Consider the following 22,301-nt stretch of genomic DNA (forward strand, 5'->3'; position numbering starts at 1 on the left):
TTGATCAGTGCTGATTTAGCTATGCCCAGCCTGGCAACCATACGCCAGCAATTTGCTATAGAACGTCAGTCGGCCAAAGCGCGCCACCGCGATATCGCAGAAAAACTGCACATCTCTGAAGGCGAACTGATCGCTGCGCATGCCGGGCTGCCGGGAGAAAGCTTGCAGCAAGAAGCACCGCTGTTGCGTGCGACCAGGTTGCAAGCTGACTGGCCTGCCCTGATCAAAGCGCTGGAGCCATTGGGCGAAGTGATGGCGCTGACGCGCAACATTTCGTGCGTGCATGAGAAAACCGGTGTTTACCGCAATGTCAGCAATACCGGCCATGTCGGGCTGGTGCTGGGTGGCGATATCGATCTGCGCGCATTTTACGGGCAATGGGCACATGGCTTTGCTGTGTCAGGAACGGTTGAAAAAGGCGTGCAGCAAAGTCTGCAGTTTTTTGATGCCCAAGGCACCGCCATCCACAAAGTATTTATCAAGCCGCAAAGCAATGCCCAGGCTTATCAGGCCTTTGTTGAGCACTATGCAGCCCAAGACCAGCAGCCGGGCATGACGACCAGGCCCGCGCCAGCACTGCCAGCAGAGCTGGCAGATGCTCAGGTTGACGTAGCCGGGTTTCAGGCCGCCTGGCGCGCGCTGCAAGATACGCACGACTTTTTTACCTTACTCAAGCAGTTTGGTGTTTCACGTCTGCAAAGCATGCGCCTGGCAGAGTCGCAGTATGTGCAGAAGGTAGCTCTGGCCAGTGCCCGTCAACTGCTTGAAACGGCAGCCAGCGACAGCGTTGCTTTAATGATCTTTGTCGCCAACCCTGGCATGGTGCAGATCCATTCCGGGTTGATCCACAAAGTAGCGGTGATGGGCCCCTGGCTCAATGTGCTGGACCCAGGTTTTAACCTGCATCTGCGTGAAGACCATATTGCCAGTGCCTGGATAGTGCGTAAGCCAACTGTGAACGGCCTGGTCACCTCGCTGGAGCTGTTTGATGCTGACGGCAATGTGATCGCCATGCTGTTTGGTGAACGCAAACCCGGAAAGCCTGAACTTGCCCAGTGGCGAGCACTGGTAGAAACCCTGCTCAAGGATCACGAACTATGTCTGAATTAAACAACCCTATGCAGGATTTAGCATCCGCAGCTGCCCGGCGTAAATTCCTGTTGCAGCTTGCTGCTGTGGCCGCTGCCAGCTGTTTGCCGCAAAGCATGCTGTGGGCGGCGGAAGGCCAGAAAAAAACGGCACGCCGCATCGTCAGTATCGGTGGCGGCCTGACCGAGATCATTTATGCGCTGGGCGCGCATAACGAGCTGGTCGGCGTGGACACCACCTCGCTGTACCCGGAAGCCGCAACCAAGCTGCCTAGCGTCGGATATGCCAGAACCTTGTCCAGCGAAGGCATACTGGCGTTGGCACCTAACCATGTGCTGGCGACTGAAGATGCCGGCCCGCCTGCCGTGTTGCGGCAGATCAATGCCGCGGGGGTGCCAGTCACCGTGCTGGCCGCCAATGATAAATTTGAAGGCGTGCTGGAGCGTATCACCCGCATAGGTGCACTGATAGAACGCCAGTCACAGGCCAGCCAGTTAATTGAAAAAATGAAAGCCGACTGGCAAAAGGTGCGCGAGCCTATCCTGGCGCGCAAAACACCTATGCCACGCGTGCTGTTCGTGCTTTCACACAGCCCCGGCCAGATTATGGTAGGCGGCAAAGGCAGCAGTGCCGAAGCCATGATGCACTACGTAGGCGCACACAATGCGATTCAGGGTTTTGACGGCTTTAAACCATTGACCCCGGAAGCGGTGATCGCGGCACAACCGGATGTGGTGTTGTTTACCGACCAGGGCCTGGGCATAGTCGGCGGCATAGAGGGCGCATTGAAACTGCCTGGCCTGGCGCAAACCCCGGCCGGACAAAAACGCCGCATCGCCTCGCTAGAAGCCATGTTTATGCTGGGTTTCGGCCCGCGTCTGCCGCAGGCAGTGGCTGCACTGGATAACGCACTGGTGAAAGCGATGAACGGATGACTGCTTCGATCAGCGTGACGCCATGGGCGTCACGTTTAACAGCTGGCTTGATGTCTCGGCCAGCTTTGTTTTTATGGGCGACCCTGATCATCTGCATCTGGGTCGCAGCTTGGGCAGGGGCGGTGTCGGTATTGCCTGGCGACTGGCTGGCATTGCTGCATTCAGGCACTGATCAACCGTTGACCGGTGGCGCCTATGTGCTGTGGAACCTGCGTTTGCCACGCATCTTTTTTGCCGCGCTGATAGGCGCTGCATTAGGCTTGTCCGGAGCGCTGACGCAAGGTCTGTTCCGCAACCCGCTGGCTGACCCCGGCCTGCTGGGCGTCACCAGCGGTGCGGCGTGTGCCGCGGCTTTAACCATAGTGCTACTGGCTAACAGTGGCATCGATATCCCTATTTCATTGCGTTACTGGATATTACCGCTGGCAGCATTCACCGGCGCGATAGGCGTGTGTTTTCTGCTGGATACTGTCGCCCGCTGGTTAACTGCAGATTCCATCGCCGGGCTGTTGCTTACAGGCATCGCGCTCAATGCGCTGGCCACCGCGGTGATAGGCTTATGTACTTACCTGGCGACTGATGAACAGCTGCGCAGCCTGACCTTCTGGACCTTGGGCTCACTCGCTGGCGCCAGCTGGCCGCTGCTGTTAGCCTTAATGGCGCTACTGCTGGCTGCCATCTGGTATGTGCGCCGCCTGGTGAACGAGATGAATGCGCTGGCATTAGGCGAAGCCACGGCGGCGCATGTGGGCGTCAATGTACGTCATCTACGTGCACGCGTCATTATCCTGGTCGCGCTACTGTGCGGCTTTGCCGTCGCCTGGTGCGGCATGATAGGTTTTATCGGCCTGGTAGCACCGCATATCGTGCGGCTGGTGATAGGGCCTGACCAGCGGCGCCTGGCTCCATTAGCAATGCTGGTGGGTGCCATCATCCTGCTGGTTGCGGATACCGCCGCGCGCACTGTGGCCATTCCGGCCGAGATCCCGGTCGGCATCTTCACCGCGTTGCTGGGGGCACCGTTCTTTCTGGTGCTGCTGGCCGGCATACGCAAGGGAACATGATTGATGTCACTTCACACTGCAAATCAGGCCAGTGCTAACCAGGCTTTGCTCGCCCTGCACAATGTCACTGTCAACCTCGGCAAACGCAGCTTCGGCCCGTTTACGCTATCGGTTCAAGCCGGCGAACGAGTCGCCATCTTAGGCCCTAGCGGCGCAGGCAAATCGACACTGCTCAAATTACTCGCCCGTGAATTAAACACCGCCAGTGGTCAGGCAACCTTCTGCCAGCGTGACCTCAAACTATGGTCGCTGGTCGATTTAAGCCGACACCGGGCCATTTTGCCGCAATCACACGAAGTCGCTTTTGGCTTGCCGGTCGAACTGGTGATAGGCCTGGGCCGCGTTGCCCGTGCCTATGACCCCGATATCAAGCACATAGTGCGTCAGTCAGCCGCGCTGGCATGCGCCGGGCATTTGTTAGAACGCCGCTTTGATACCCTCTCTGGCGGTGAAAAGGCACGCGTACAAATGGCAAGAGTTTTTGCACAATTGTGGGACGTTGAAAAAGGCCTGTTGCTGGTAGATGAACCGCTAGCGGCGCTGGACCCAGGCCTGCAATTCAGCCTGATGGACTCTATTTATACTTTTGCCGCCCAGCGCGGCCATGCCATTCTGGCTATCCTGCATGATATCAACCAGGCATTGCAGGGCTTCGAGCGGCTGATATTCATTAAAAATGGCAGCATGACTGGCGACTATAGCAGCCAGCAAATGACCATTCCGTTATTAGAAGCCCTTTATGATGTCAGCCTGATCAGCGCCGTCAGTGCCAGCGGTGAAATCATTGTTGCGCCTAGCAAGACTCAAACAGAATATCGAAGCAGCACAGCCGTCAGGCAAAGTCACGTTTAAAAACTAGCCGTTAAAACTTTGCATTCTCAACTTTACCCAATGCGTCTACTCTTGAGTGATTTAATGATAATTGTTATCATTATCATCTAAAATCAATTCTAAGTTTTGTTAGCCTGTGTGTTCACCACACGCAGCTGCTAGCAGCCATATTTACCGGAGCCTTTATGCACTCTCATCGTATTAATACGATCTCACTCGCTTTAATTCTAGCTTTTCCCTCAGCACCATTGTTTGCAGAAGAAGCAGGCAATAAAGAGAAAGTAGATTCTTTGCCCGAAGTAAAAGTGACTTCCAAGGCTGAGAAAGATCAGCCTTCAGAAAAAACAAAGTCTTACACAGTTGAATCTACTTCAACAGCTACACGTTTGAATACCAGCATACGCGAGACGCCACAATCCATCTCAGTGATTACTCGCGAACAGTTGGATGATTTCCGCGTTCTGACTGTGAATGAAGCGTTGTCTTACGCAACCGGTATCAAGATTGAGCAGTTTGAGTCTGAGCGTACTCAATATACTTCTCGTGGCTTTAACATCACCAATTTTCAGATAGATGGTTTGAGCACGCCCATAAGCTTTAGTGGCACGAACTACGGCGATTTGGATATTGCGCTTTATGACCGTATCGAGGTGTTGCGCGGTGCTAATGGCTTATTAACTGGGCCTGGGAATCCCTCTGCCACCATCAATTTCATTCGCAAGCGCACCACGCGAGATTTTCAAGCAAAAGCGAATGCTTCGATCGGCTCTTGGGACAACCGGCGGCTGGATGCAGATGTTTCAGGGTCGCTGAATGGGGACGGTAGTATCCGTGGCCGACTGGTGTTGGCCCATCAGGAGAAGAATTCATATCTAGACCGGTATAGCAGTGAAAGAGATGTTGCGTACGGGATCATAGAAGCAGATCTTACAGAGAACACCAGTTTGGCTATCGGTCATACATATCAAAGAAATGACGCTAGCAGTAACATGTTTGGCGGCTTGAATTTGCTATATTCCGATGGTAGTAAACGACATTACAAAGCATCTGATTCGACGGCACCAGGCTGGAGCTATCGAAATGTTGACACCAACATCAGTTTTGCAGAGTTGACGCATTATTTTAATAATGACTGGAAAATTAAAGGTCAGCTCACACAAAAGGCAGTGACTTCAGCGGGCCCGCACAATTATGTAGATGCTAGCGAAAACCGGATCACTGGTCTGGGTTTAACAAACAACCCTTTCTTTTATACCTTTAAGACGCAAGATTATGTGGCGGATATTTATGCCAATGGTCCATTTGAGTTGGCTGGACGCAAGCATGAGTTGGTAGTAGGAGCCACGATGAGCAGGGTCGCTATGAGGGAGTTTTCTCGTTCGACGGCGACCACAGCGCTCGCCAGTTTTGATGCTGCAGGGGATGTGCCTTACCCCGTGTTTAGTCCTGAAAGCAAAAGTTCTGATTACAGAACAAGAGCTAGTAACTTATACGCTGCCGCAAAGCTGAACCCGATTGATGCCTTAAAAGTCACTTTGGGCGGTAGTTTATTCAGCTATAAGTTAACTGGAGAGAGTTATACAGTCACGCAAGATGCTAAGGAAAATAATAATTTCGTTCCTTATATTGGCGCAGTATATGACCTGGACAATGCGCATTCAGTCTACGCAAGCTACTCTAAGATCTATATGCCCCAGAATGACATTGGCGTAGATTTGAAGGCTTTGGCACCACTTGAAGGCAAAAACTATGAAATAGGTTTGAAGAGCGAATGGTTAGATCAAAAGTTAAATAGTACATTCTCGCTGTTCAGGACAGAACAAAAAAATCAACCGCTGCAAATTGGAACCTCCGGCACCAGGTCTATTAATAAAGGCATTGAAGCGACCACTAAAGGCTATGAATTCGATATAGCAGGTGAACTAACTGATCGCCTGAGCCTGAATGCAGGATATACGCGATTGATGAGTATCAAAGGTGATCAGGGCCAGAGTGTAAACACTTTTACGCCCAAGCATCTGGCGCATGTGAGTGCGGTATACAAGCTGCCATACATTGAAAATCTGAAAGTAGGCGCCAGCCTTAACTGGCAGAGCGCGGTTCATGTAGATATTGGTACGGTGCGTTATGCACAGGATGGCTACGCGATACTCAACTTAATGGCGCAATACAAAATTGACGATCATTGGGATGTTGCTGTTAATTTGTATAACGTCACAGATGAAAAATATTTGTCGAGCTTGCGGTATTCGTCTTCCGGTCAGGGCTATTACGCGCCACCTGTAAATGGGCTAGCTACGCTTACATGGAAGTATTGATAAGTGTCGCCGAGTTGGATTTTTACAACATTGATTATCGAAGCAGCTATTTCTCTATAGAATAGTTTGCTTAAATAAATGATAATTATTATCATTACATTTAAGTTTATAGCCGCACAACCAAGCTTCTATAAAAGGCTGCTGAGAGATCAGTGGCCTTTCTTTATTGCCTGTGCATTTTTATTAAATAATGAGAGATTTGATGATCTTAACAAGTAAATTTGGCAGCGCCACAATCAAGCTGTTACCTAAAAAGTCTGCAATCGCGGTCATGCTGGCGTTTGCAGCTGGCACTGTGTTTGCTCAAGATGCGCAGTCCGAAAAGGAAGGCACCGTGGAGCTGGAAGAGGTAAAAGTAAGTGCATCTGCTGACGCCAATGCAAAAGGGTTGATGAAACCTTACGCCGGTGGCCAGGTGGCTAAAGGTGGTCGCGTTGGGGTGTTGGGTAATAAAGATGCTATGGATACACCGTTTTCAATCAATGCTTACACTAATGCGCTTATTCAGAACCAGCAGGCGCGTAGTGTCGGCGATGTATTGTTGAATGATCCTTCTGTGCGTGTGGCCCGTGGTTTTGGTAACTTCCAGGAATCTTATTTTATTCGTGGTTTTCAGCTCTATTCAGATAGCGTTGCCTACAACGGATTGTATGGATTACTTCCTAGACAATATATCGCAGCAGAGCTTTTTGAGCGTGTTGAAGTTTTACGCGGTGCTTCCGCATTCTTAAATGGGTCTAGCCCTAATGGAGACGGAATTGGTGGCTCGATTTCATTGCTACCTAAGCGAGCGCCAAATGATCCACTAAATCTATTTACTGCTGGTTGGAGCTCTGGTAATCAGCAATTGTATTCAGCCGATTTAGCGAGACGCTTTGGTCCAGACGATAGCGCCGGTATTCGATTAAATGTGTCCAAACGGGATGGCGGGACCGCTATTGACAAAGAGCACGCCGATGTGGATTTGGTCTCAATCGGCTTGGACTGGCGTGGTGAAAAATTACGATTATCCGGTGATATAGGCTATCAAGATAACCATTTGAAGCAAACGCGAACTAATGTTTCTCTAGGTGCAACTGGTGTGCCACGAGCCCCTCGAAGCGATTCAAATTGGGCACAACCATGGTCTTATTCTAATGAGAGGGACACATTCGGAGCTTTCCGTGGAGAATATGATTTGACAGAAAAAGTCACAGCGTATTTTGCTGGTGGTTTCCGTGAGTCACATGAAGCAAATGCTCTTGCAAACTTAACTGTCAACGATTCTGCAACCGGTGCTGGAAACTTCTTTAGATTCGACAATACAAGAGAAGACTCAGTGAGAACTGGTGAGGTCGGGTTAAAAGGTAAATTTGATACTGACTCCATTGGTCATGATGTAGTTTTAAATGCCAATTTATATCACTACGACAAGAACACAGCTTTTGCTTTTGGTAGTTTCTTAAATAACAACTTATATGCACCTGTTTATTATGATCCACCTCCAGCAACTGCTGGCGGATCTGGTGTTTTAAGTGATCCGAAAAGAACTGGCAGGACTATATTGAGAAGTGTTGCATTAGGCGATACTTTGTCCATGCTTAACAATCAATTGTTAGTAACACTTGGAGTAAGGCATCAGGAAATTATTGCTTCAGTCTATGATGGCAATAATGGAGCGCTTACGAATAGTTATGACAAAAGTAAAGTCAGCCCAGTATTTGGTGCAGTGGTAAAACCATGGGATGGAATATCTCTGTATGCAAATTATATTGAAGGTCTCTCACAAGGAGCAACTGCACCACAAAATGCTGCTAACGTTGGGCAAACTCTTGCACCATATGAGTCAAAACAAAAAGAAGTTGGTGCTAAATTTGACCTAGGTAAGTTACGTATTACTACTGCTTATTTCACAACTGATAAACCACGTGGCTTTGTAAATGCAGCCAATGTTTTCACATCACAAGGAAAAGAAGAGAATCAGGGTGTTGAACTCATGGCTTATGGTCAGCTTTTGCCAAGTCTGCGCATATTAGGAGGTATTACTTGGTTAGATGCTAAACAGAAAAATACAGGCAGTGCTGCTACTGAAGATAAGCAAACAATCGGTATACCGGATCGACAAGCTAATTTAGGATTGGAGTGGGATGCTTACATGGTGCCAGGGTTAACCTTTGACGCTCGAGTGATTACTACAGGTCATGTATACGCGAATGGTACTAATACGCAACTCGTAGCGGGTTGGACAAGGCTGGATATCGGCGCTCGATATGCAACAGATATTAAAGGTCATTTGGTTACTGTTCGTGGCCGTATTGATAATCTAACGGACCGCGATTATTGGGCTTCAGCAGGTGGCTCTGCAAGTGATACAGCTAACTTTGGCTATCTGGTCCTAGGTGCACCACGCACAGTCACTGTCAGTGCACAACTTGATTTTTAATGTTCAAGTATGAGCGCTAGATGGCTGGCGAATAACTTTTATATCTAAAATGAATTGCATTGTTTAATAATAATCATTATCATATAAACGCTGATCTATAAGTAAAATCTACAAAAGGCTGCTATCCAAAAGCGGCCTTTTTCTTTTGTTTTAATCAAGTCATTTCACGAGAGTATGTTGATGTTGTTTACACCGAAAAAAATTGCAGTTGCCGTCCTTCTTGCCCTGAGTGTCAGCCATGTGATGGCTGAAGAAAAGAAGAATGCCGTGGATTCTTCTACCCCTGAAACCTTGGGCGAAGTAGAAGTTAAATCTGCTGCGGATAATAATGCACTGGCAAAACCTTATGCCGGTGGTCAGGTAGCTAAAGGCGGCAGTTTGGGTGTGTTAGGTAATCAGGATGTGATGGACGTGCCTTTCAGTACCGTGAATTACACTTCTGAATTGATCCAGAACCAACAAGCCAGAAGTGTTGCTGACGTGGTGGTGAATGATGCTTCAGTGCGGGCGCTCACGGCACCTGGTGGTTTCGGTGATCAGTTTCAGATCAGGGGTTATACCGTTGGTAACGAAGATACCGGTTTGAATGGATTGTTTGGCCTGACTTCAACCACGCGCGTCCCTCTCGAAATGGTGGAGCGCGTGCAAGTGCTTAAAGGCCCGGGTACTTTTGTCAATGGTATTCCACCCAGTGGCAGCATAGGTGGCTCGGTGAATCTGGTCACCAAGCGTGCAGGCAATGACCCGCTGACGAGGTTGACCACTTCTTATCTGGGTGAATCGCAATTCGCTGCGCACATTGATGCAGGCCGCCGTTTTGGCCAAAACAATGAATGGGGTGTGCGCGTGAATGCCTTGAAGCGTTCCGGTGAAGGCACTATCGATAAAGGGAGTCAGCAAACAGGTTTGGCGAGTTTAGGGCTTGATTATCTGGGTGAGAAATTGCGCTGGTCTTTTGATGCCCTGGTGCAAGCGGATGATATCCGTGAATTCCGGCCACAAGCGACAATCTCGAGTAGCCTGAGCCGAATTCCATCGGCACCGGATGCTAGAAGAAACTTTTACCCCGGCACCAAGCTGGATTACAACGGTAAAACGTTTTTGAGTAATCTGGAATACGATGTGAATTCGAACGTGACTCTTTATGGTGGAGTTGGTTACACCGATTTCTCCTATAAACAGAATTTCCCATCGGCAGCCGGTGGCATAGGCGCAGGTGGCGACTTCACCTTAAGTAATGCCAATTATGATTTTTACAGCAAAACTTTTGTTTCCAATGCCGGGGCACGGTTTAAATTTGCGACCGGCAATGTGGGGCATACGCTGACGTTGGCTGCCAATCGCTTAGATCAGGAAACCGGGTATTTTTATGCGCAGTCTGCAGGCACAGTCGCATCCAATATCCGCAATCCGGCTGCATTGCCGCCTATCGCCGGTAGCAGAAACTCTCCTGAAAGAAGCCAGGAGCTGACGCTTACCAGCTATGTGCTGACAGATACCTTGTCTTTCCTTGATGAAAAAGTGCTGCTCACCTTGGGTGTGCGAGATCAAAAGGTTGAGCAACTAAGCTATGACCCAACCAGCGGTGTTAAAACGGGCACTTATGACGAGAGCGCTGCATCGCCTTTGGCGGGGATAGTGATCAAGCCTTTAGACAACGTTTCTGTGTACGCGAATCACACTAAAGGCCTAACACAAGGAGATGTCATTGGTGCCGGATTCCAGAATGTAGGGCAAGCGCTTGCTCCTTATAAATCCACTCAGAATGAAGTGGGTGTTAAAGTCGATTTTGGCCGCATCACTACGATAGTGAGCGTCTTCCAGATCGAAAGGCCTAATCTTGAGACTGATGCGGTGACTAATCGCAGGGAATACTCTGGTGAACAACGTAACCGCGGGCTTGAAATTTCCGCCTATGGTGAAGTGACCAGCGGTTTGCGTATGATGGCGAGCACTACTTTCACCGATCCGAAAGTGAAAAGTAATTCTGCCACCAGTGATGGTAAAGATGCGATCGGCGTGCCTGACTTTACCGCCAATCTGGGGCTGGATTGGGATACGCCCTGGGTTGAAGGCCTGAGTTTCAATAGCAGGGCCATAGGTACCAGCTCTGCCTATTACGATAGTGCCAATACCGTGAGTGTTCCAGGATGGACTCGGTTGGATATTGGTGCCCGTTATATAACCAAGGCGGCTGGCAAGCCTATCGTATTCCGCGCCAACCTTGAAAACGTATTGGATAAGGATTATTGGTTGCAAAGTGGCACATTCCTGACGATCGCTGCGCCACGTACGTTATTATTGTCAGCTACAATCGATTTCTAAATGTTCTCTGGAAAGCATATGCAGTCATCAAACGCGGCCACCGGCTCATGGCGAAAAACATTATTGCTCTGTCATCGTTGGCTGGGTCTTGCCAGTGCCATATTTTTACTCCTCACCGGACTCACCGGTGCCATCATCTCCTGGGATCACGAACTCGATGAGTTGTTGAACCCGGCATGGATGCATAGCGAGTCTAGCGGCTTGCATCAATCCAGTCTGGTATTGGCTAAGCAGGTCGCAGAGCGCTACCCGCAGGTGCAAGTGAGTTCTATCCCGCTGACGGTGGAGCCTGGCCATACGCTGTCATTAGGGGTGAGGCCCTTGCCCAACCCACCTGATGGCTTGGCACCGGTCAAGTTCAACCAGGTGTTCGTAGACCCGGTCACCGGGCAGGAATTAGGCAAACGCGAATGGGGAGCGGTTTGGCCGGTAGACCGTACCAATGTCATCTCTTTTCTCTACAAGCTGCACTACAGTTTGCACCTGCCTGAAATGTGGGGCATAGACCGCTGGGGTATCTGGCTGATGGGTGGGGTGGCGATCATTTGGCTGATCGATAGCTTTGTCGGCTTTTACCTGACCCTGCCAAAAACAAGCAGAAAACCGCAGACCCGCCTGCATAAAGCACAAGCGACGCATGCTGCGAACCAGGCTTCGTTCTGGCAACGCTGGTGGCCGGCATGGAAGATGCGATGGAACAGCAGCAGCCATAAACGCTATTTCGATATGCATAGAGCATTTGGCTTGTGGACGTGGATATTACTGATCATCCTCGCATTTTCTGCGCTGGCATTGAATCTGCGCCGCGAAGTGTTTATGCCGGTGATGAAGTCTGCATTCACACTCACACCTGCGCCTTCAGACTTACGACCACGTTTGTCGCCAGCGCAGCAACAGCCGCCTAAAGTCGATTTTGACAAGGTGTTGGCACTAGCGATCAATGACGCCAAAGCGCAAGGCTGGCAGGAGCCTGCCGGACGTATTTCATACAGCGCCGCGTTTCAGCTGTTTAATGTCGATTTTTATTACCCGGATGCCGACCATGGCGTTGCCGGTGCCGGGCATAAGCGCTTGTACTACGACGGTCTGGATGGACACTACGTCAACAAGCGTATCCCCTGGCAAGGCACGGCGGGCGATGTGATAGTGCAGGCGCAGTTCCCTCTGCACTCCGGCCGCATCCTGGGTGTGCCCGGACGTATCCTGATTTCTGTGATGGGCCTGGTAGTGGCCATGCTTTCGGTCACCGGCGTCTATCTATGGCTGAAAAAGCGCAGAGCCAGGAAAGTATCTTCCGCCATAGTGCAAGAAGTGCTGGCACCTGGGCGCGTGCGTTCAATCTCGCATTGATATACGCATTAGTTGGTTTTGCATAGTTGGTCATATTGGGTCAGCCTTGAAGAAATGGCTTGCCCAATAGCCATGCATGCAGTCGTGGGTTCGCATGCCGGTATGCAATAATTCAATTTCAACACTGTTTATTTAAATATGGAAAGTAAGTTTTACCAAATAGGCCGCCAGTGAAGGAAAAACGAATATGCGTATTCTGGTGATTGAAGACAACAAGGATATTCTGGCGAATATCGTTGATTACTTTTCAAAAGAGCACAAAGTCGATTGTGCTCAGGACGGCCTGACCGGCCTGCATTTGGCAGTGACGCAGGAGTTTGACCTGATTATTCTGGATGTCATGCTGCCCGGCATAGATGGTTTGCAACTGACCAGCCGATTGCGCAACGATGGTAATGTCTTTACCCCCATCATCATGCTCACAGCACGTGATACTTTAGCCGACCGGTTAAAAGGTTTTGAATCCGGCTCTGATGATTACCTGGTAAAGCCATTTTCTCTTGCCGAATTAGAAGCGCGTGCCCTGGCTATTTACCGGCGTAGTAAAGGCATCAACAGCAGTATATTGATGGTGCATGACCTCACTTTTGATATGAAGGGGCTGGTTGTACGAAGAGCCGGTGTCATTTTAAAGATCCCGCCTTTGGGTCTGAAGCTGCTGGAAACCCTGATGCAGCATAGTCCGCATACTGTTAAGCGTAGTGACCTCGAAGAGCAGTTCTGGGGCGATGCAGCGACCCGCGGTGATAATTTGCGCGCACATATACATCAACTACGCACTGAAATCGATAAGCCCTTTGATGTGCCCTTAGTACACACCATACATGGCATCGGATACCGCATCGGGATGGAGAATGAATAAGGTCTCGATCCGGTGGCGGATTGTGATCGCTTTCACTCTGATCACACTTTTTGTCGCTGGCGCTTTTACCCTGGCGATTTATAAAATCATCCATGCCATGGAAGCCGAGTTGCTTTCGCAGGAGATGCACGCAAAACTCGAGCTTATCGTTGCAAATCCTGCTTATCCGCAAACGACTTTGAATGACCTTGGTTTACATCTTTACACTGCAGACACAGCGGTAGAGCCTGAAATTGCTAAATACCTGGTTGATCTCAAGTACGGGTTTACTGAGGTAGAAGACAAGCCTGCCAGTTACTATATATATAGACAATCACTGCATGGAAAGGACTATATTCTGTTGCAGGACGAAACTTTGTATGAGGACGGCTTTGAGCGAAATTTATTTCTAGCCTTGAAGTCAGGTTTTTTATTAACTACGCTATTAGGCGTGCTGGTTGGCTGGTTGCTGGCTCGGCAAATTATCTCTCCTATCATTAAACTATCGAACGCATTTTCTCAGCGAAAACTAGGCGCATTGGACGAAGTTCCAAGTGCCAACGCTTTTCCCGATGACGAAATTGGCAGTCTCGCGCAGGCATTTGAGGAGGCCTATGGCAGGCTAAAAGATGCGCTTTGGCGGGAAAGATTATTTACCAGTGATGTCAGCCACGAGTTTCGTAGCGGGCTGATGGTCATTTCATCAAGTTGTGAATTGTTGATGCAGGCCAGAGCGCAGGATGATCCTGATTATGAGAGGATAGAGAGGATCGCGCGGGCGAGTTCTGAAATGCAGCAGTTGATCGAGTCATTAATTATTGTTGCCCGTGCCGAACATACCGCTGCTAATCCAACCAGCACACAAACACTCGAACAAATTGCAAAAGAAGCATTTAACCGCTGGCAGTCCGGTTTTCAGGCAAAAAATATAGCGTTTAATCTGATTATTAAACAAGCACCGGCTTCCCGATTGTTTAATGCCGATTTATTGTTAACCGCATTGTCCAACCTGCTTAAGAATGCGCTTAACTACACCCATCATGGCCAGGTGGAACTCATCATCGATAAAACGTCTATTTCTGTGACCGATACAGGTGTAGGTATCGCTCTTGAACAGCAGGGCCAGATTTTGCAACCCTTTGTGCGCAGCAATGACCTGCCATTGGATGGTTTAGGTCTGGGCTTATCTTTGATACAGCGCATCTGTGACAACCAGGGCTGGCAGCTCAGTTTCTTTTCGCGACCTGGGCAAGGTTCCACATTTACCATCAGTTTTTAGAGACTTCACAAAAAAATCACAAAATACCCACGAAATCCCAATGTTGTTTTATTTATCATGACTGGTTATGAGAAGTATTCTCATTAGCAATGATAAATAGCAAAATGAAGAGGGATAAGATGATAAAAAATAATTTGCTACGCATGCGACCGATCGCAGTGATGGTCAGCTTGCTTAGCTTGGGTGCGCAGATGGCGCATGCTGAAGGTGAAGACCAAAAAGCGCAGACGCTGTCTGAAGTAAATGTAAAATCACAACGTATTCAAGATTTGCCAAACAAGGGCTATCAGGCCTCTAAGACACGCGTTGGTAAAACTTATCAAGACCCGCAAGATGTGCCTCAAGCAGTGACCACGTTAACAAAAGAGTTATTGCACGACCAGCAAATTGGATCCTTGCGTGAGGCATTGCGTAATGTGGTTGGTTTATCGGTCAATGCTGCTGAAGGTGGCCGCGCCGGAGATAACTTCAATCTGCGTGGTTTCTATACTTTTGGTGATATGTACCTCGATAACATGCGCGATACTGCGCAATATAACCGTGAAACTTTTAACCTGGAACAAGTTGATGTTCTGCGTGGTTCTGCCGCTATGTTATTTGGACGTGGTCAAGCAGGGGGCGTCATCAACCAGGTTTCTAAAATGGCTGAGTTGCGTGACAAAAATGTAGTTACTGGTAGCTTGGGGGAATATGACTATCATCAATTTACAGCTGACTTTAACAAGCAATTGACTGAAACTGCGGCAGTCCGTATTAACTTGATGGATAGGCATGAAGAAACCTATCGTAAAAACCCGGCTACGGGAGACAGGCCGGAATTCGACCGTCAGGGTGTAGCTATTAGTTTTGGTGCTGGCATTGGCACCGAGAATGAGTTCTTTCTGAATCATATTTATACGCAAACTCGTGATGTGCCAGATTTTGGTGTTCGTTTTGTGGCAACTCATCCACTGAATAATAGTGCAAATGGCCGTACAGATAGGACCTTCTGGGGAAGTAATAACAACTTTGATGATAGCGATACCAGAGTCACAACCGGTATTTTTACACACAAGTTTGCGGAAGATACTCAATTGAGAACGCAATTGCGTCATGGCAATTACAAACGTGGATATTGGGCGAAAACGCCAGCTGATGAACTGCCGTTAGCTAATGACAGGGTTGGTGGGAATGTAACGCGTACGCTGGAATATGATACGGTTAATTTTCAGTCTGATTTTAGTACCAAATTCGACCTGGCTGGAATGAAGCATGCGGTTGTTACTGGGATTGAATACCTGAAAGAGGATTCTTACAGACATAGCCTACAACCATATGATCCAGTCACCGGGGCGATTTACACACAAACCGGTAATGCATTGACTACTGCAATCAGGAATAATCCTAACGGTGTCGGGTTTAATCGGCATTTTGCCAGCATTACTGGCATACCTGTATCCTTTAATGCTGATAACTATGCTGTATATGTGCAGGACAGTATCGAGTTCATTCCAAACTGGACTGTTCTGGCAGGAGTTCGTCGCGATGAACTTCACGCAACATATCAAAGTGCCACTTCACCAAAATTAAGTTACGGTGAAAATAGCTACAGATCAGGCCTGTCATGGCAGCCAAATCCTGACCGACATTATTATGCAACCTGGAGTGACTCTTTTAGCCCTACTGCAGACTTGTATCAATTGACTGCTATTCCTCAAGATCCAGAGCGTAGCAAAACCTTTGAGTTGGGTAGTAAATGGCTATTTATGGATGGTGATTTGGCAGTACGTACCGCATTATTCACTGCAACGAAGTATTGGGAAAGAAGTACTGACCTGGAAGCTACTTCTGCAATCCTGACTCGAAAACGGCGCACGAATGGTTTTGAATTGGAGGTGACGGGTAAAGTTACTGACCGCTGGGATGTATTTGCAGGTATCGCCTTATTGGATGCGCGTGTACTGAAGGCAGCACAAAACGTTGCAGCTGGTAATGTGTACTCCTACGCAGATGCTCGTGTTGAAGGACAGCGAGCTCGCAATACGCCAATTGCAACGGTAAATGTTTGGACAACGTATGCATTGACCGATGCATGGAAGGTCGGTGGTGGTGTAGAGGTTAAGGGTGAGCGTTATGCTTACAATCCAAGCTCAGCAAATCTTAGTGGATCCTTTACTGGTGGTCACTTCAACCCTAACTCTGCTCCCGGTTATGCACGTGTAGATTTGATGGCTGCCTATGAGCAACCCAAATGGGCGGTGCGTTTAAATGTCAAAAATCTGCTGAATAAAGAGTATTATGACGCGGTATATGACAACGGTGGTCTGGTCACTCCAGGAAACCGTCGTCAGGCTATCGTGACCACTGAATATAAGTTCTAGGAGTTGATTTGCTGCTGAGTTTACCGGGTGTTTTACTTGACGATGAAGTAACATCCATACGTGGCCTGTTGAAACAGGCGCAATGGGTGGATGGACGTACAACCGCCGGTATACAGGCAGCAACCGTTAAGAATAACCAGCAACTGGCCGAACCAGACCCGTTGCTGGCGCAAATCCGCAGGATCGTGATGCAGGCATTGCATCGCGATCCTTTATTTTTTTCTGCGGTGCTCCCGGACAAGATCTTGCCGCCGTTTGTGAATCGCTATGCCGGCGGCACCAATCATTATGGGTTCCATGTTGATAATGCGATGCGCAGCATGCCGGACGGCAGTGCCAGGGTGCGTGCGGATGTGTCAGCGACATTGTTCCTGAATGACCCTGAAGAGTACGAAGGTGGTGAGCTGGTGATCCAGGATGTGTTTGGTGAGCAGCGCGTGAAACTCAAGGCCGGGTCTATGGTTATTTACCCTTCCACTTCTGTGCATGCGGTGACGCCAGTGACAAGCGGTGAGCGCCTGGCCAGCTTTATGTTTATCCAGAGCATGGTGCGCGATGCCGCTCACAGGCGTATGCTGTTTGATATGGATATGGCCTTAGTGAAATTACGTCAGCAGCATGGTGAGCTGGCAGAAGTGGTGCAGCTGACCGGTGTCTATCACAACTTGCTGCGAGAATGGGCTTTGTAACCGTGCTGTTTTAAGCCGCCAGCTGAGTCAAGTCAGCTAGAAGATGTAAAAAAATCCCTCATGGAAACCCATGAGGGATTTTAGTTTAAGCCATGCAGCTTAGTATTTAATATTGAGAGTCAGGAAACTCAGCCTGCCAGGTGCAGGAATGGCATTGTGTCTGAAGTAGGTTGCGCTGTAGTATCTTTCGTCTGTCAGGTTCTGCAGGTTTAGTTGCAAATCAAAGTGCTTGTTGATTTTGTACTTGGCCATCGCATCCCAGCGCACGTAGGATGGAATGTAACCTGCATTAGCCGGATCAGCATAGATTTTGTCTACATAGAACGCACCACCACCTATGGTCACATCAGGGTGTAGCTGATAAGTCGTCCATAAGCTGGCACTGTTTTTTGCAATACCATACATCTGTTTGCCCGCGGAAGCTGGCCCGCCTGCCGCGTTTGCATCACCAACCGTTCCCGCCTTGGTCTGTTCTGCATCCAGGTAGGTGTAGCCGCCAAAGACTTTCCATTGCTCTGTGATATTACCTGCCACACTGAATTCAAAGCCTTTAACCTCGACTTCGCCCGAGTTATCAAAGCCAGTGGACACAGGGACGCGTGCATTATCCTTCACCGTTTTAAAGATGGCGGCATTCACAGATAAATCATCCAGCACTATCCATTTGGTACCCAGCTCAACAGTTTTGCTTCTTTCAGGTGAAAGACTTTGCGTGCCTGCTACTAATTGGCCACCGGCATAATCAAACATGCCCAGATTTAATCCTACAGGTGAACTGGAGGTTGCATAGGTGGCATAAATGTTGGCATTGGCTTGTAGTTTATAAACTGCACCCAGTTGGTAGTTTTTGAAGGTGTTGTCATTTTTAAACTGTGATGTCTGCGCGCCGGTCACAACGTTATTGTTTTCAATTTCAGTGCGATAGCTGTCGATTCGCAGACCAGCATTAAGGATCCAGTTTTCAGACAGATCGATAGAGTCAAAAGCATACGCTGACCGGTTGATCGTTCTGCCTTCAAAAGAAGGATGGTTGTTTCTGGAGGTGGGTGTGGATGCGGTGTTTGCATCCGGGTTATCCAGGCTGGTGGTGGTTGCAGGTAACACACCGCCGGCATAGGTGTAGTTATCAAGCTTTTCGCGTGAAAACTCTATGCCCGCATTCAGATGGTGTTTCAGTGAGCCGGTATCAAAATTCACAGTCACATCGGTCAGGTTGGCAATGGTGTCCACTCTTGCATCACGGCCTCTTAAATCACGCGTGACCTGCCTGTTTTGCATGAGCAGGGCTGTGCTGATGGTCGGGCGCGTCGCGACATAATCATTTCTGGTTTTTGCCAGGCGGGTGGTGTTGCGCAGAGTGACATTTTCATTGAATGCATGCTGAATCTTGAGCGTGCCTATATCTGCAGTGGACTCTGCGAAATCACGGCCTTTCACACCATACCAGTTGTCTTTATCCCCTACTGGTTTGCCGATAGGGAAACCGCCTGGTTGGTAGTAAGGGTTGCCCCAGTCAGGTGTGTCGTCTGTTTCCATGTGGTACCAGCTAGCGTTCAACTGGGTAGGGCCATCCAGCCCCAAAGTGATGGATGGCATAAAGCCAAAACGTTTGTTTTCTACGTGATCACGGCCAGGCACATCTGCATCATGCCCCATGGCTACCAGGCGTAATGCTGAGTTGTCGCCCAGCATAAAGTTACCGTCAACCGTAGCGCGTTTGAAGCTATCTGTACCCCAGCCGATAGAGCCTTTGACAAAGTCGCCTTTTCTGGCCTGTTTGGTAGTGATATTGATGCTACCGCCAGCTGAGCCGCGGCCATCATAAGCGCCGCTTGGCCCTTTGATCACTTCCATTTGCTCAATGGCAAATACTTCACGTACTTGGGGGCCGATATCGCGCAGGCCATCGACATAAATCGAGCCCATGGCTTCAAAACCACGAATATAGGGGCGGTCGCCAACTGCAATGCCGCCTTCACCTGCACCAAAGGTGATGCCTGGTGCGGTGCGCAGTGCATCTTGCATGCTCAGTGAGCCGGTGTCTTCAATCACATCCTTGGTGATGACAGTGACAGATTTTGGTGTGTCTATCAGCGGCGCAACAAATTTCTGGCTCGCTGATTTCTTGGGGTTGTATCCCGTTGCCGCTGGTTCCTTTGCCAGGGCCTTGTCGGTGACTTCAACGTCAGGCAGCTGGCTGATAGGCTCTGCTGCGTAGGCATTGAATGAAAGCATCTGGGCGCTGACCAACACCCCGAAAGCCTGAAAAACGGCTTGCGAGATGGGCTTAAGCCCTAATGCATCACGTGCGTGTGATGGTGTTAACGTTTTCTTCATGTGTATCCCTAGTTATAAATATTATGTTTTGTTTTTTTATAAAAATTGTTAAGAATCACTATTCTTATAAAGGCGGGATTTTATTTTAATTGAGAATTATTATCAATATTAACGAGGATGTATAATGCGCAGCAGGGCGCTCGAGCTTATGCAATATGCGTCATATGTCTCTATGAAACCGCTGTTAAAATGACAGCATTTTATTAACTGCATTTTTGGCTATACGTCATGCAATCGTTGCCACTTTTATCCCATTACCTACAACAAGCGCAGGCTAAACTGCCCGCCGCCATCTGGCATTACCTGCAAGCTGATGCGGGTGATGGGCATCAGCTGCATGCCAATGCACTGGCCTGGCAGGCACAGAAACTCATGCCCAGGCCGCTACAGCAGCTGCACAATGCCAGTACTGCATGCGAAATGTTCGGGGAGCGTTGGGCGCACCCTATCCTGCTGGCACCGGTGGCCTATCAAAAACTGTTTCATGACGATGGTGAAATAGGCACTGCCGTTGCCTGTAATGCGCAGCAAGGGCAAATGATGGTCAGCAGTCTTGCCAGCCAAACCATAGAACATATCATTCAACAGGCACAACAACCGCTCTGGTTTCAACTCTACTGGCAGGGTGATCGTGCCCGCACATTACCGCTGCTTGAGAAAGCCCTAGCCAGCGGCGCCAGTGCCATTGTGTTTACGGTAGATGCGCCAGTAAAGCAGTCATTGATGGATCTGCCTGAGGGCGTGTCGGCCGTCAATCTTGCGCAAGCGCTGGCCCCTCTACCCATAGCCCCCGGACAAAGTACCGTGTTTGATGGCTGGATGTCACAAGCGCCTACCTGGGAAGATGTGCATTGGTTACGGCAACAGGTGACAGTGCCTTTGTTGCTAAAAGGATTGATGCATGTAGATGACGCAAAACGCGCTGTTGATGCTGGCTGTGAAGGTATCGTAGTTTCCAACCATGGTGGGCGGGTACTGGACAATACGCCCACAGTCACTGCGGTGTTGCCGCAGATCGTGACCGCAGTCGGTGGGCAGTGCAAAATCCTGGTTGATAGTGGTATCCGCAGTGGGCAGGATGCGTTTAAAGCACTGGCAATGGGTGCGGACGCTGTATGCATAGGTCGCCCTTATATTTGGGGGCTGGCCACTGAAGGCGCCATGGGCGTTGCAAAAGTGATCCGCTGGATGCGTGATGAATTGGAAATGACGATGGCATTGACTGGTGCATCCAGTCTGCAAGACATCCGTCAGTTAGCGTTGTATCAATCATAAAAGGAAAAAACAATGAAAAAAACAAGCTTAGCTTTACTCGTAGGGGCTTTGTTACTGACTGCCACTTCGGCCTATGCAGCCGCCGATTGCAAGTCTTACCCGAAAGAGGAATGGGCTTCTGAAGAAAGCCTTAAAGAAGCCTTGGAGGCAGAAGGCTACACTATCAAGAAATTCAAGATCGATGGCAGTTGTTACGAGATCTACGGGCGCAATAAAGAAGGCAAAAAAGTCGAGATCTATTTCGATATGAAAACGCTGGCCATCGTGAAAGCCATAGGTTTGAAAGACTAGGCCCAGGCCACAGCCATGGATGCAAATACGGTATGGCCATGGTGGGTCCGCCTCAGTCACTGGCTGGTGGCCAGCGGCGTGATTGCCTTATGGCTGATGAGCTACCTATGGTACGAAACAGACTGGGTCCATCGTACACTTGGCTACACGATCGTGGCGGTGGTGCTGGGGCGCATATTGCTGGGCTGTATCACGCAGTTCAAACCGGCAAGGTTTTATTGGCCAGGCATGGCTGCCATCAGCCTGCATCTCGCACAGATACGCAGTGGGCAGGTGCAACCGCATAGAGGCCACAACCCGCTAGGGCAATGGGCAGTCTATCTGATGTGGTTTTTGATTGCAGCATTGGCTACCACCGGCTGGCTGAGCCGTACCGATGCATTCTGGGGCGAAGATTGGCCGTTAGAGGCGCACGCGATGCTGAGTTATTGCCTGATGGGGCTGGTTGCTGTGCATGTGCTGGCTATTTTCTGTATTTCAAAACTATCCGGGCAACATTTATTGTCACAAATGATACATGGCAGATATGCGCAATTGAAACGTAAGGGCGCAGTAAAGTAAGCCATTACTCTGCTCAATCACCAATCAACCAGCTGCTGCATGGCTGGTGGCTCAACGTTCAGGCCAGGTTAATGTGCAGCAGCCGCTGCGACGACTGCACATACGCCAGGTCGTAACAACTAGCTGATCGGTCGGTCAGTAACGTATCAAAATGTATCGCGCTATTTAAGTCGTCATTCCTCTCCATTATGATGACGCATCTCTGCTGTTACGGGACATCACCTGTCATGGCAACATCCATCCCTTATTTTATTGAGTCATGTTTTGAATAATGCGAGCAGGTTTTTATTTCTAGCATGCTTATGCCTGGCCGGGTGGGTACAGGCGCAGGAGT

General features: G+C 49.2%; 16 protein-coding genes. 15 read left to right on the forward strand and 1 reads right to left on the reverse strand.

What is annotated here, in order from left to right:
- The first annotated feature begins 21 nt into the window (after nucleotides 1–21).
- The 12 genes from ACFQ1Z_RS11110 (at nucleotide 22) to ACFQ1Z_RS11165 (ending at nucleotide 17,503) form a co-directional block, all read left to right on the forward strand.
- Nucleotides 22–1,110 carry a hemin-degrading factor gene (locus ACFQ1Z_RS11110; protein WP_379057647.1) on the forward strand — a complete coding sequence of 363 codons (1,089 nt, stop codon included), beginning with the start codon at nucleotides 22–24 and terminating at the stop codon, nucleotides 1,108–1,110.
- Entirely contained in the window at nucleotides 1,098–2,024 is a 927-nt protein-coding gene (locus ACFQ1Z_RS11115; RefSeq protein WP_379057649.1) for a heme/hemin ABC transporter substrate-binding protein, read from the forward strand. The genes ACFQ1Z_RS11110 and ACFQ1Z_RS11115 overlap by 13 nt, the downstream gene beginning before the upstream one ends.
- On the forward strand, nucleotides 2,021–3,088 hold the full coding sequence (locus tag ACFQ1Z_RS11120; protein WP_379057650.1) for a FecCD family ABC transporter permease: 1,068 nt from the start codon (nucleotides 2,021–2,023) through the stop codon (nucleotides 3,086–3,088). Before ACFQ1Z_RS11115 ends, ACFQ1Z_RS11120 begins: the two co-directional genes overlap by 4 nt.
- 3 nt (nucleotides 3,089–3,091) lie before the next feature.
- A complete protein-coding gene (locus ACFQ1Z_RS11125; RefSeq protein WP_379057651.1) occupies nucleotides 3,092–3,940 on the forward strand; it encodes an ATP-binding cassette domain-containing protein in 849 nt (282 codons plus the stop codon).
- A 164-nt stretch (nucleotides 3,941–4,104) separates the two neighbouring features.
- On the forward strand, nucleotides 4,105–6,237 hold the full coding sequence (locus tag ACFQ1Z_RS11130) for a TonB-dependent siderophore receptor (RefSeq protein WP_379057652.1): 2,133 nt from the start codon (nucleotides 4,105–4,107) through the stop codon (nucleotides 6,235–6,237).
- Nucleotides 6,238–6,439: 202 nt separating this feature from the next.
- On the forward strand, nucleotides 6,440–8,659 hold the full coding sequence (locus tag ACFQ1Z_RS11135; RefSeq protein WP_379057653.1) for a TonB-dependent receptor: 2,220 nt from the start codon (nucleotides 6,440–6,442) through the stop codon (nucleotides 8,657–8,659).
- A 180-nt stretch (nucleotides 8,660–8,839) separates the two neighbouring features.
- The gene (locus tag ACFQ1Z_RS11140; RefSeq protein WP_379057655.1) at nucleotides 8,840–10,984 is read left to right on the forward strand and encodes a TonB-dependent receptor; all 2,145 of its coding nucleotides are present in this window, start codon (nucleotides 8,840–8,842) and stop codon (nucleotides 10,982–10,984) included.
- A gap of 18 nt (nucleotides 10,985–11,002) precedes the next feature.
- A complete protein-coding gene (locus tag ACFQ1Z_RS11145) occupies nucleotides 11,003–12,334 on the forward strand; it encodes a PepSY-associated TM helix domain-containing protein (RefSeq protein ID WP_379057657.1) in 1,332 nt (443 codons plus the stop codon).
- Nucleotides 12,335–12,521: 187 nt separating this feature from the next.
- Nucleotides 12,522–13,196 (forward strand): response regulator transcription factor, encoded by a 675-nt coding sequence (locus tag ACFQ1Z_RS11150; protein ID WP_379057658.1) that lies wholly within the window; start codon nucleotides 12,522–12,524, stop codon nucleotides 13,194–13,196.
- Entirely contained in the window at nucleotides 13,189–14,454 is a 1,266-nt protein-coding gene (locus ACFQ1Z_RS11155) for a sensor histidine kinase (protein ID WP_379057660.1), read from the forward strand. Before ACFQ1Z_RS11150 ends, ACFQ1Z_RS11155 begins: the two co-directional genes overlap by 8 nt.
- A 143-nt stretch (nucleotides 14,455–14,597) precedes the next feature.
- A complete protein-coding gene (locus tag ACFQ1Z_RS11160; protein WP_379058005.1) occupies nucleotides 14,598–16,814 on the forward strand; it encodes a TonB-dependent receptor in 2,217 nt (738 codons plus the stop codon).
- Between the two features lie 8 nt (nucleotides 16,815–16,822).
- Nucleotides 16,823–17,503: a Fe2+-dependent dioxygenase gene (locus ACFQ1Z_RS11165; protein ID WP_379057662.1), complete on the forward strand. Its 681-nt coding sequence runs from the start codon at nucleotides 16,823–16,825 to the stop codon at nucleotides 17,501–17,503.
- Between the two features lie 99 nt (nucleotides 17,504–17,602).
- Here the strand turns inward: ACFQ1Z_RS11165 and ACFQ1Z_RS11170 are convergent, their stop codons facing one another.
- Nucleotides 17,603–19,840: a TonB-dependent receptor gene (locus ACFQ1Z_RS11170; RefSeq protein WP_379057663.1), complete on the reverse strand. Its 2,238-nt coding sequence runs from the start codon at nucleotides 19,838–19,840 to the stop codon at nucleotides 17,603–17,605.
- A gap of 228 nt (nucleotides 19,841–20,068) precedes the next feature.
- On the opposite strand from ACFQ1Z_RS11170, the gene ACFQ1Z_RS11175 reads away from it, so the two are divergent.
- The 3 genes from ACFQ1Z_RS11175 to ACFQ1Z_RS11185 are packed head-to-tail and all read left to right on the forward strand — an operon-like array spanning nucleotide 20,069 to nucleotide 21,967.
- The gene (locus ACFQ1Z_RS11175; RefSeq protein ID WP_379057665.1) at nucleotides 20,069–21,115 is read left to right on the forward strand and encodes an alpha-hydroxy acid oxidase; all 1,047 of its coding nucleotides are present in this window, start codon (nucleotides 20,069–20,071) and stop codon (nucleotides 21,113–21,115) included.
- A gap of 12 nt (nucleotides 21,116–21,127) precedes the next feature.
- Nucleotides 21,128–21,406 (forward strand): PepSY domain-containing protein, encoded by a 279-nt coding sequence (locus tag ACFQ1Z_RS11180; protein WP_379057667.1) that lies wholly within the window; start codon nucleotides 21,128–21,130, stop codon nucleotides 21,404–21,406.
- Nucleotides 21,407–21,421: 15 nt separating this feature from the next.
- Nucleotides 21,422–21,967, forward strand: coding sequence for a cytochrome b/b6 domain-containing protein (locus ACFQ1Z_RS11185; protein WP_379057668.1), 546 nt, complete (start codon nucleotides 21,422–21,424; stop codon nucleotides 21,965–21,967).
- Nucleotides 21,968–22,301: the final 334 nt, after the last annotated feature.

Source organism: Methylophilus luteus (assembly GCF_042676265.1).
Lineage (GTDB): Bacteria > Pseudomonadota > Gammaproteobacteria > Burkholderiales > Methylophilaceae > Methylophilus > Methylophilus luteus.

What these genes read in the sequence shown, in the direction of transcription:
- ACFQ1Z_RS11160 (WP_379058005.1), top strand. Translation starts at nt 14,598, where the DNA reads ATGCGACCGATCGCAGTGATGGTCAGCTTGCTTAGCTTGGGTGCGCAG.
- ACFQ1Z_RS11135 (WP_379057653.1), top strand. Translation starts at nt 6,440, where the DNA reads ATGATCTTAACAAGTAAATTTGGCAGCGCCACAATCAAGCTGTTACCT.
- ACFQ1Z_RS11170 (WP_379057663.1), bottom strand. Translation starts at nt 19,840, where the DNA reads ATGAAGAAAACGTTAACACCATCACACGCACGTGATGCATTAGGGCTT.
- ACFQ1Z_RS11145 (WP_379057657.1), top strand. Translation starts at nt 11,003, where the DNA reads ATGCAGTCATCAAACGCGGCCACCGGCTCATGGCGAAAAACATTATTG.
- ACFQ1Z_RS11150 (WP_379057658.1), top strand. Translation starts at nt 12,522, where the DNA reads ATGCGTATTCTGGTGATTGAAGACAACAAGGATATTCTGGCGAATATC.
- ACFQ1Z_RS11110 (WP_379057647.1), top strand. Translation starts at nt 22, where the DNA reads ATGCCCAGCCTGGCAACCATACGCCAGCAATTTGCTATAGAACGTCAG.
- ACFQ1Z_RS11120 (WP_379057650.1), top strand. Translation starts at nt 2,021, where the DNA reads ATGACTGCTTCGATCAGCGTGACGCCATGGGCGTCACGTTTAACAGCT.
- ACFQ1Z_RS11125 (WP_379057651.1), top strand. Translation starts at nt 3,092, where the DNA reads ATGTCACTTCACACTGCAAATCAGGCCAGTGCTAACCAGGCTTTGCTC.
- ACFQ1Z_RS11175 (WP_379057665.1), top strand. Translation starts at nt 20,069, where the DNA reads ATGCAATCGTTGCCACTTTTATCCCATTACCTACAACAAGCGCAGGCT.
- ACFQ1Z_RS11185 (WP_379057668.1), top strand. Translation starts at nt 21,422, where the DNA reads ATGGATGCAAATACGGTATGGCCATGGTGGGTCCGCCTCAGTCACTGG.
- ACFQ1Z_RS11115 (WP_379057649.1), top strand. Translation starts at nt 1,098, where the DNA reads ATGTCTGAATTAAACAACCCTATGCAGGATTTAGCATCCGCAGCTGCC.
- ACFQ1Z_RS11180 (WP_379057667.1), top strand. Translation starts at nt 21,128, where the DNA reads ATGAAAAAAACAAGCTTAGCTTTACTCGTAGGGGCTTTGTTACTGACT.
- ACFQ1Z_RS11140 (WP_379057655.1), top strand. Translation starts at nt 8,840, where the DNA reads ATGTTGTTTACACCGAAAAAAATTGCAGTTGCCGTCCTTCTTGCCCTG.
- ACFQ1Z_RS11130 (WP_379057652.1), top strand. Translation starts at nt 4,105, where the DNA reads ATGCACTCTCATCGTATTAATACGATCTCACTCGCTTTAATTCTAGCT.
- ACFQ1Z_RS11155 (WP_379057660.1), top strand. Translation starts at nt 13,189, where the DNA reads ATGAATAAGGTCTCGATCCGGTGGCGGATTGTGATCGCTTTCACTCTG.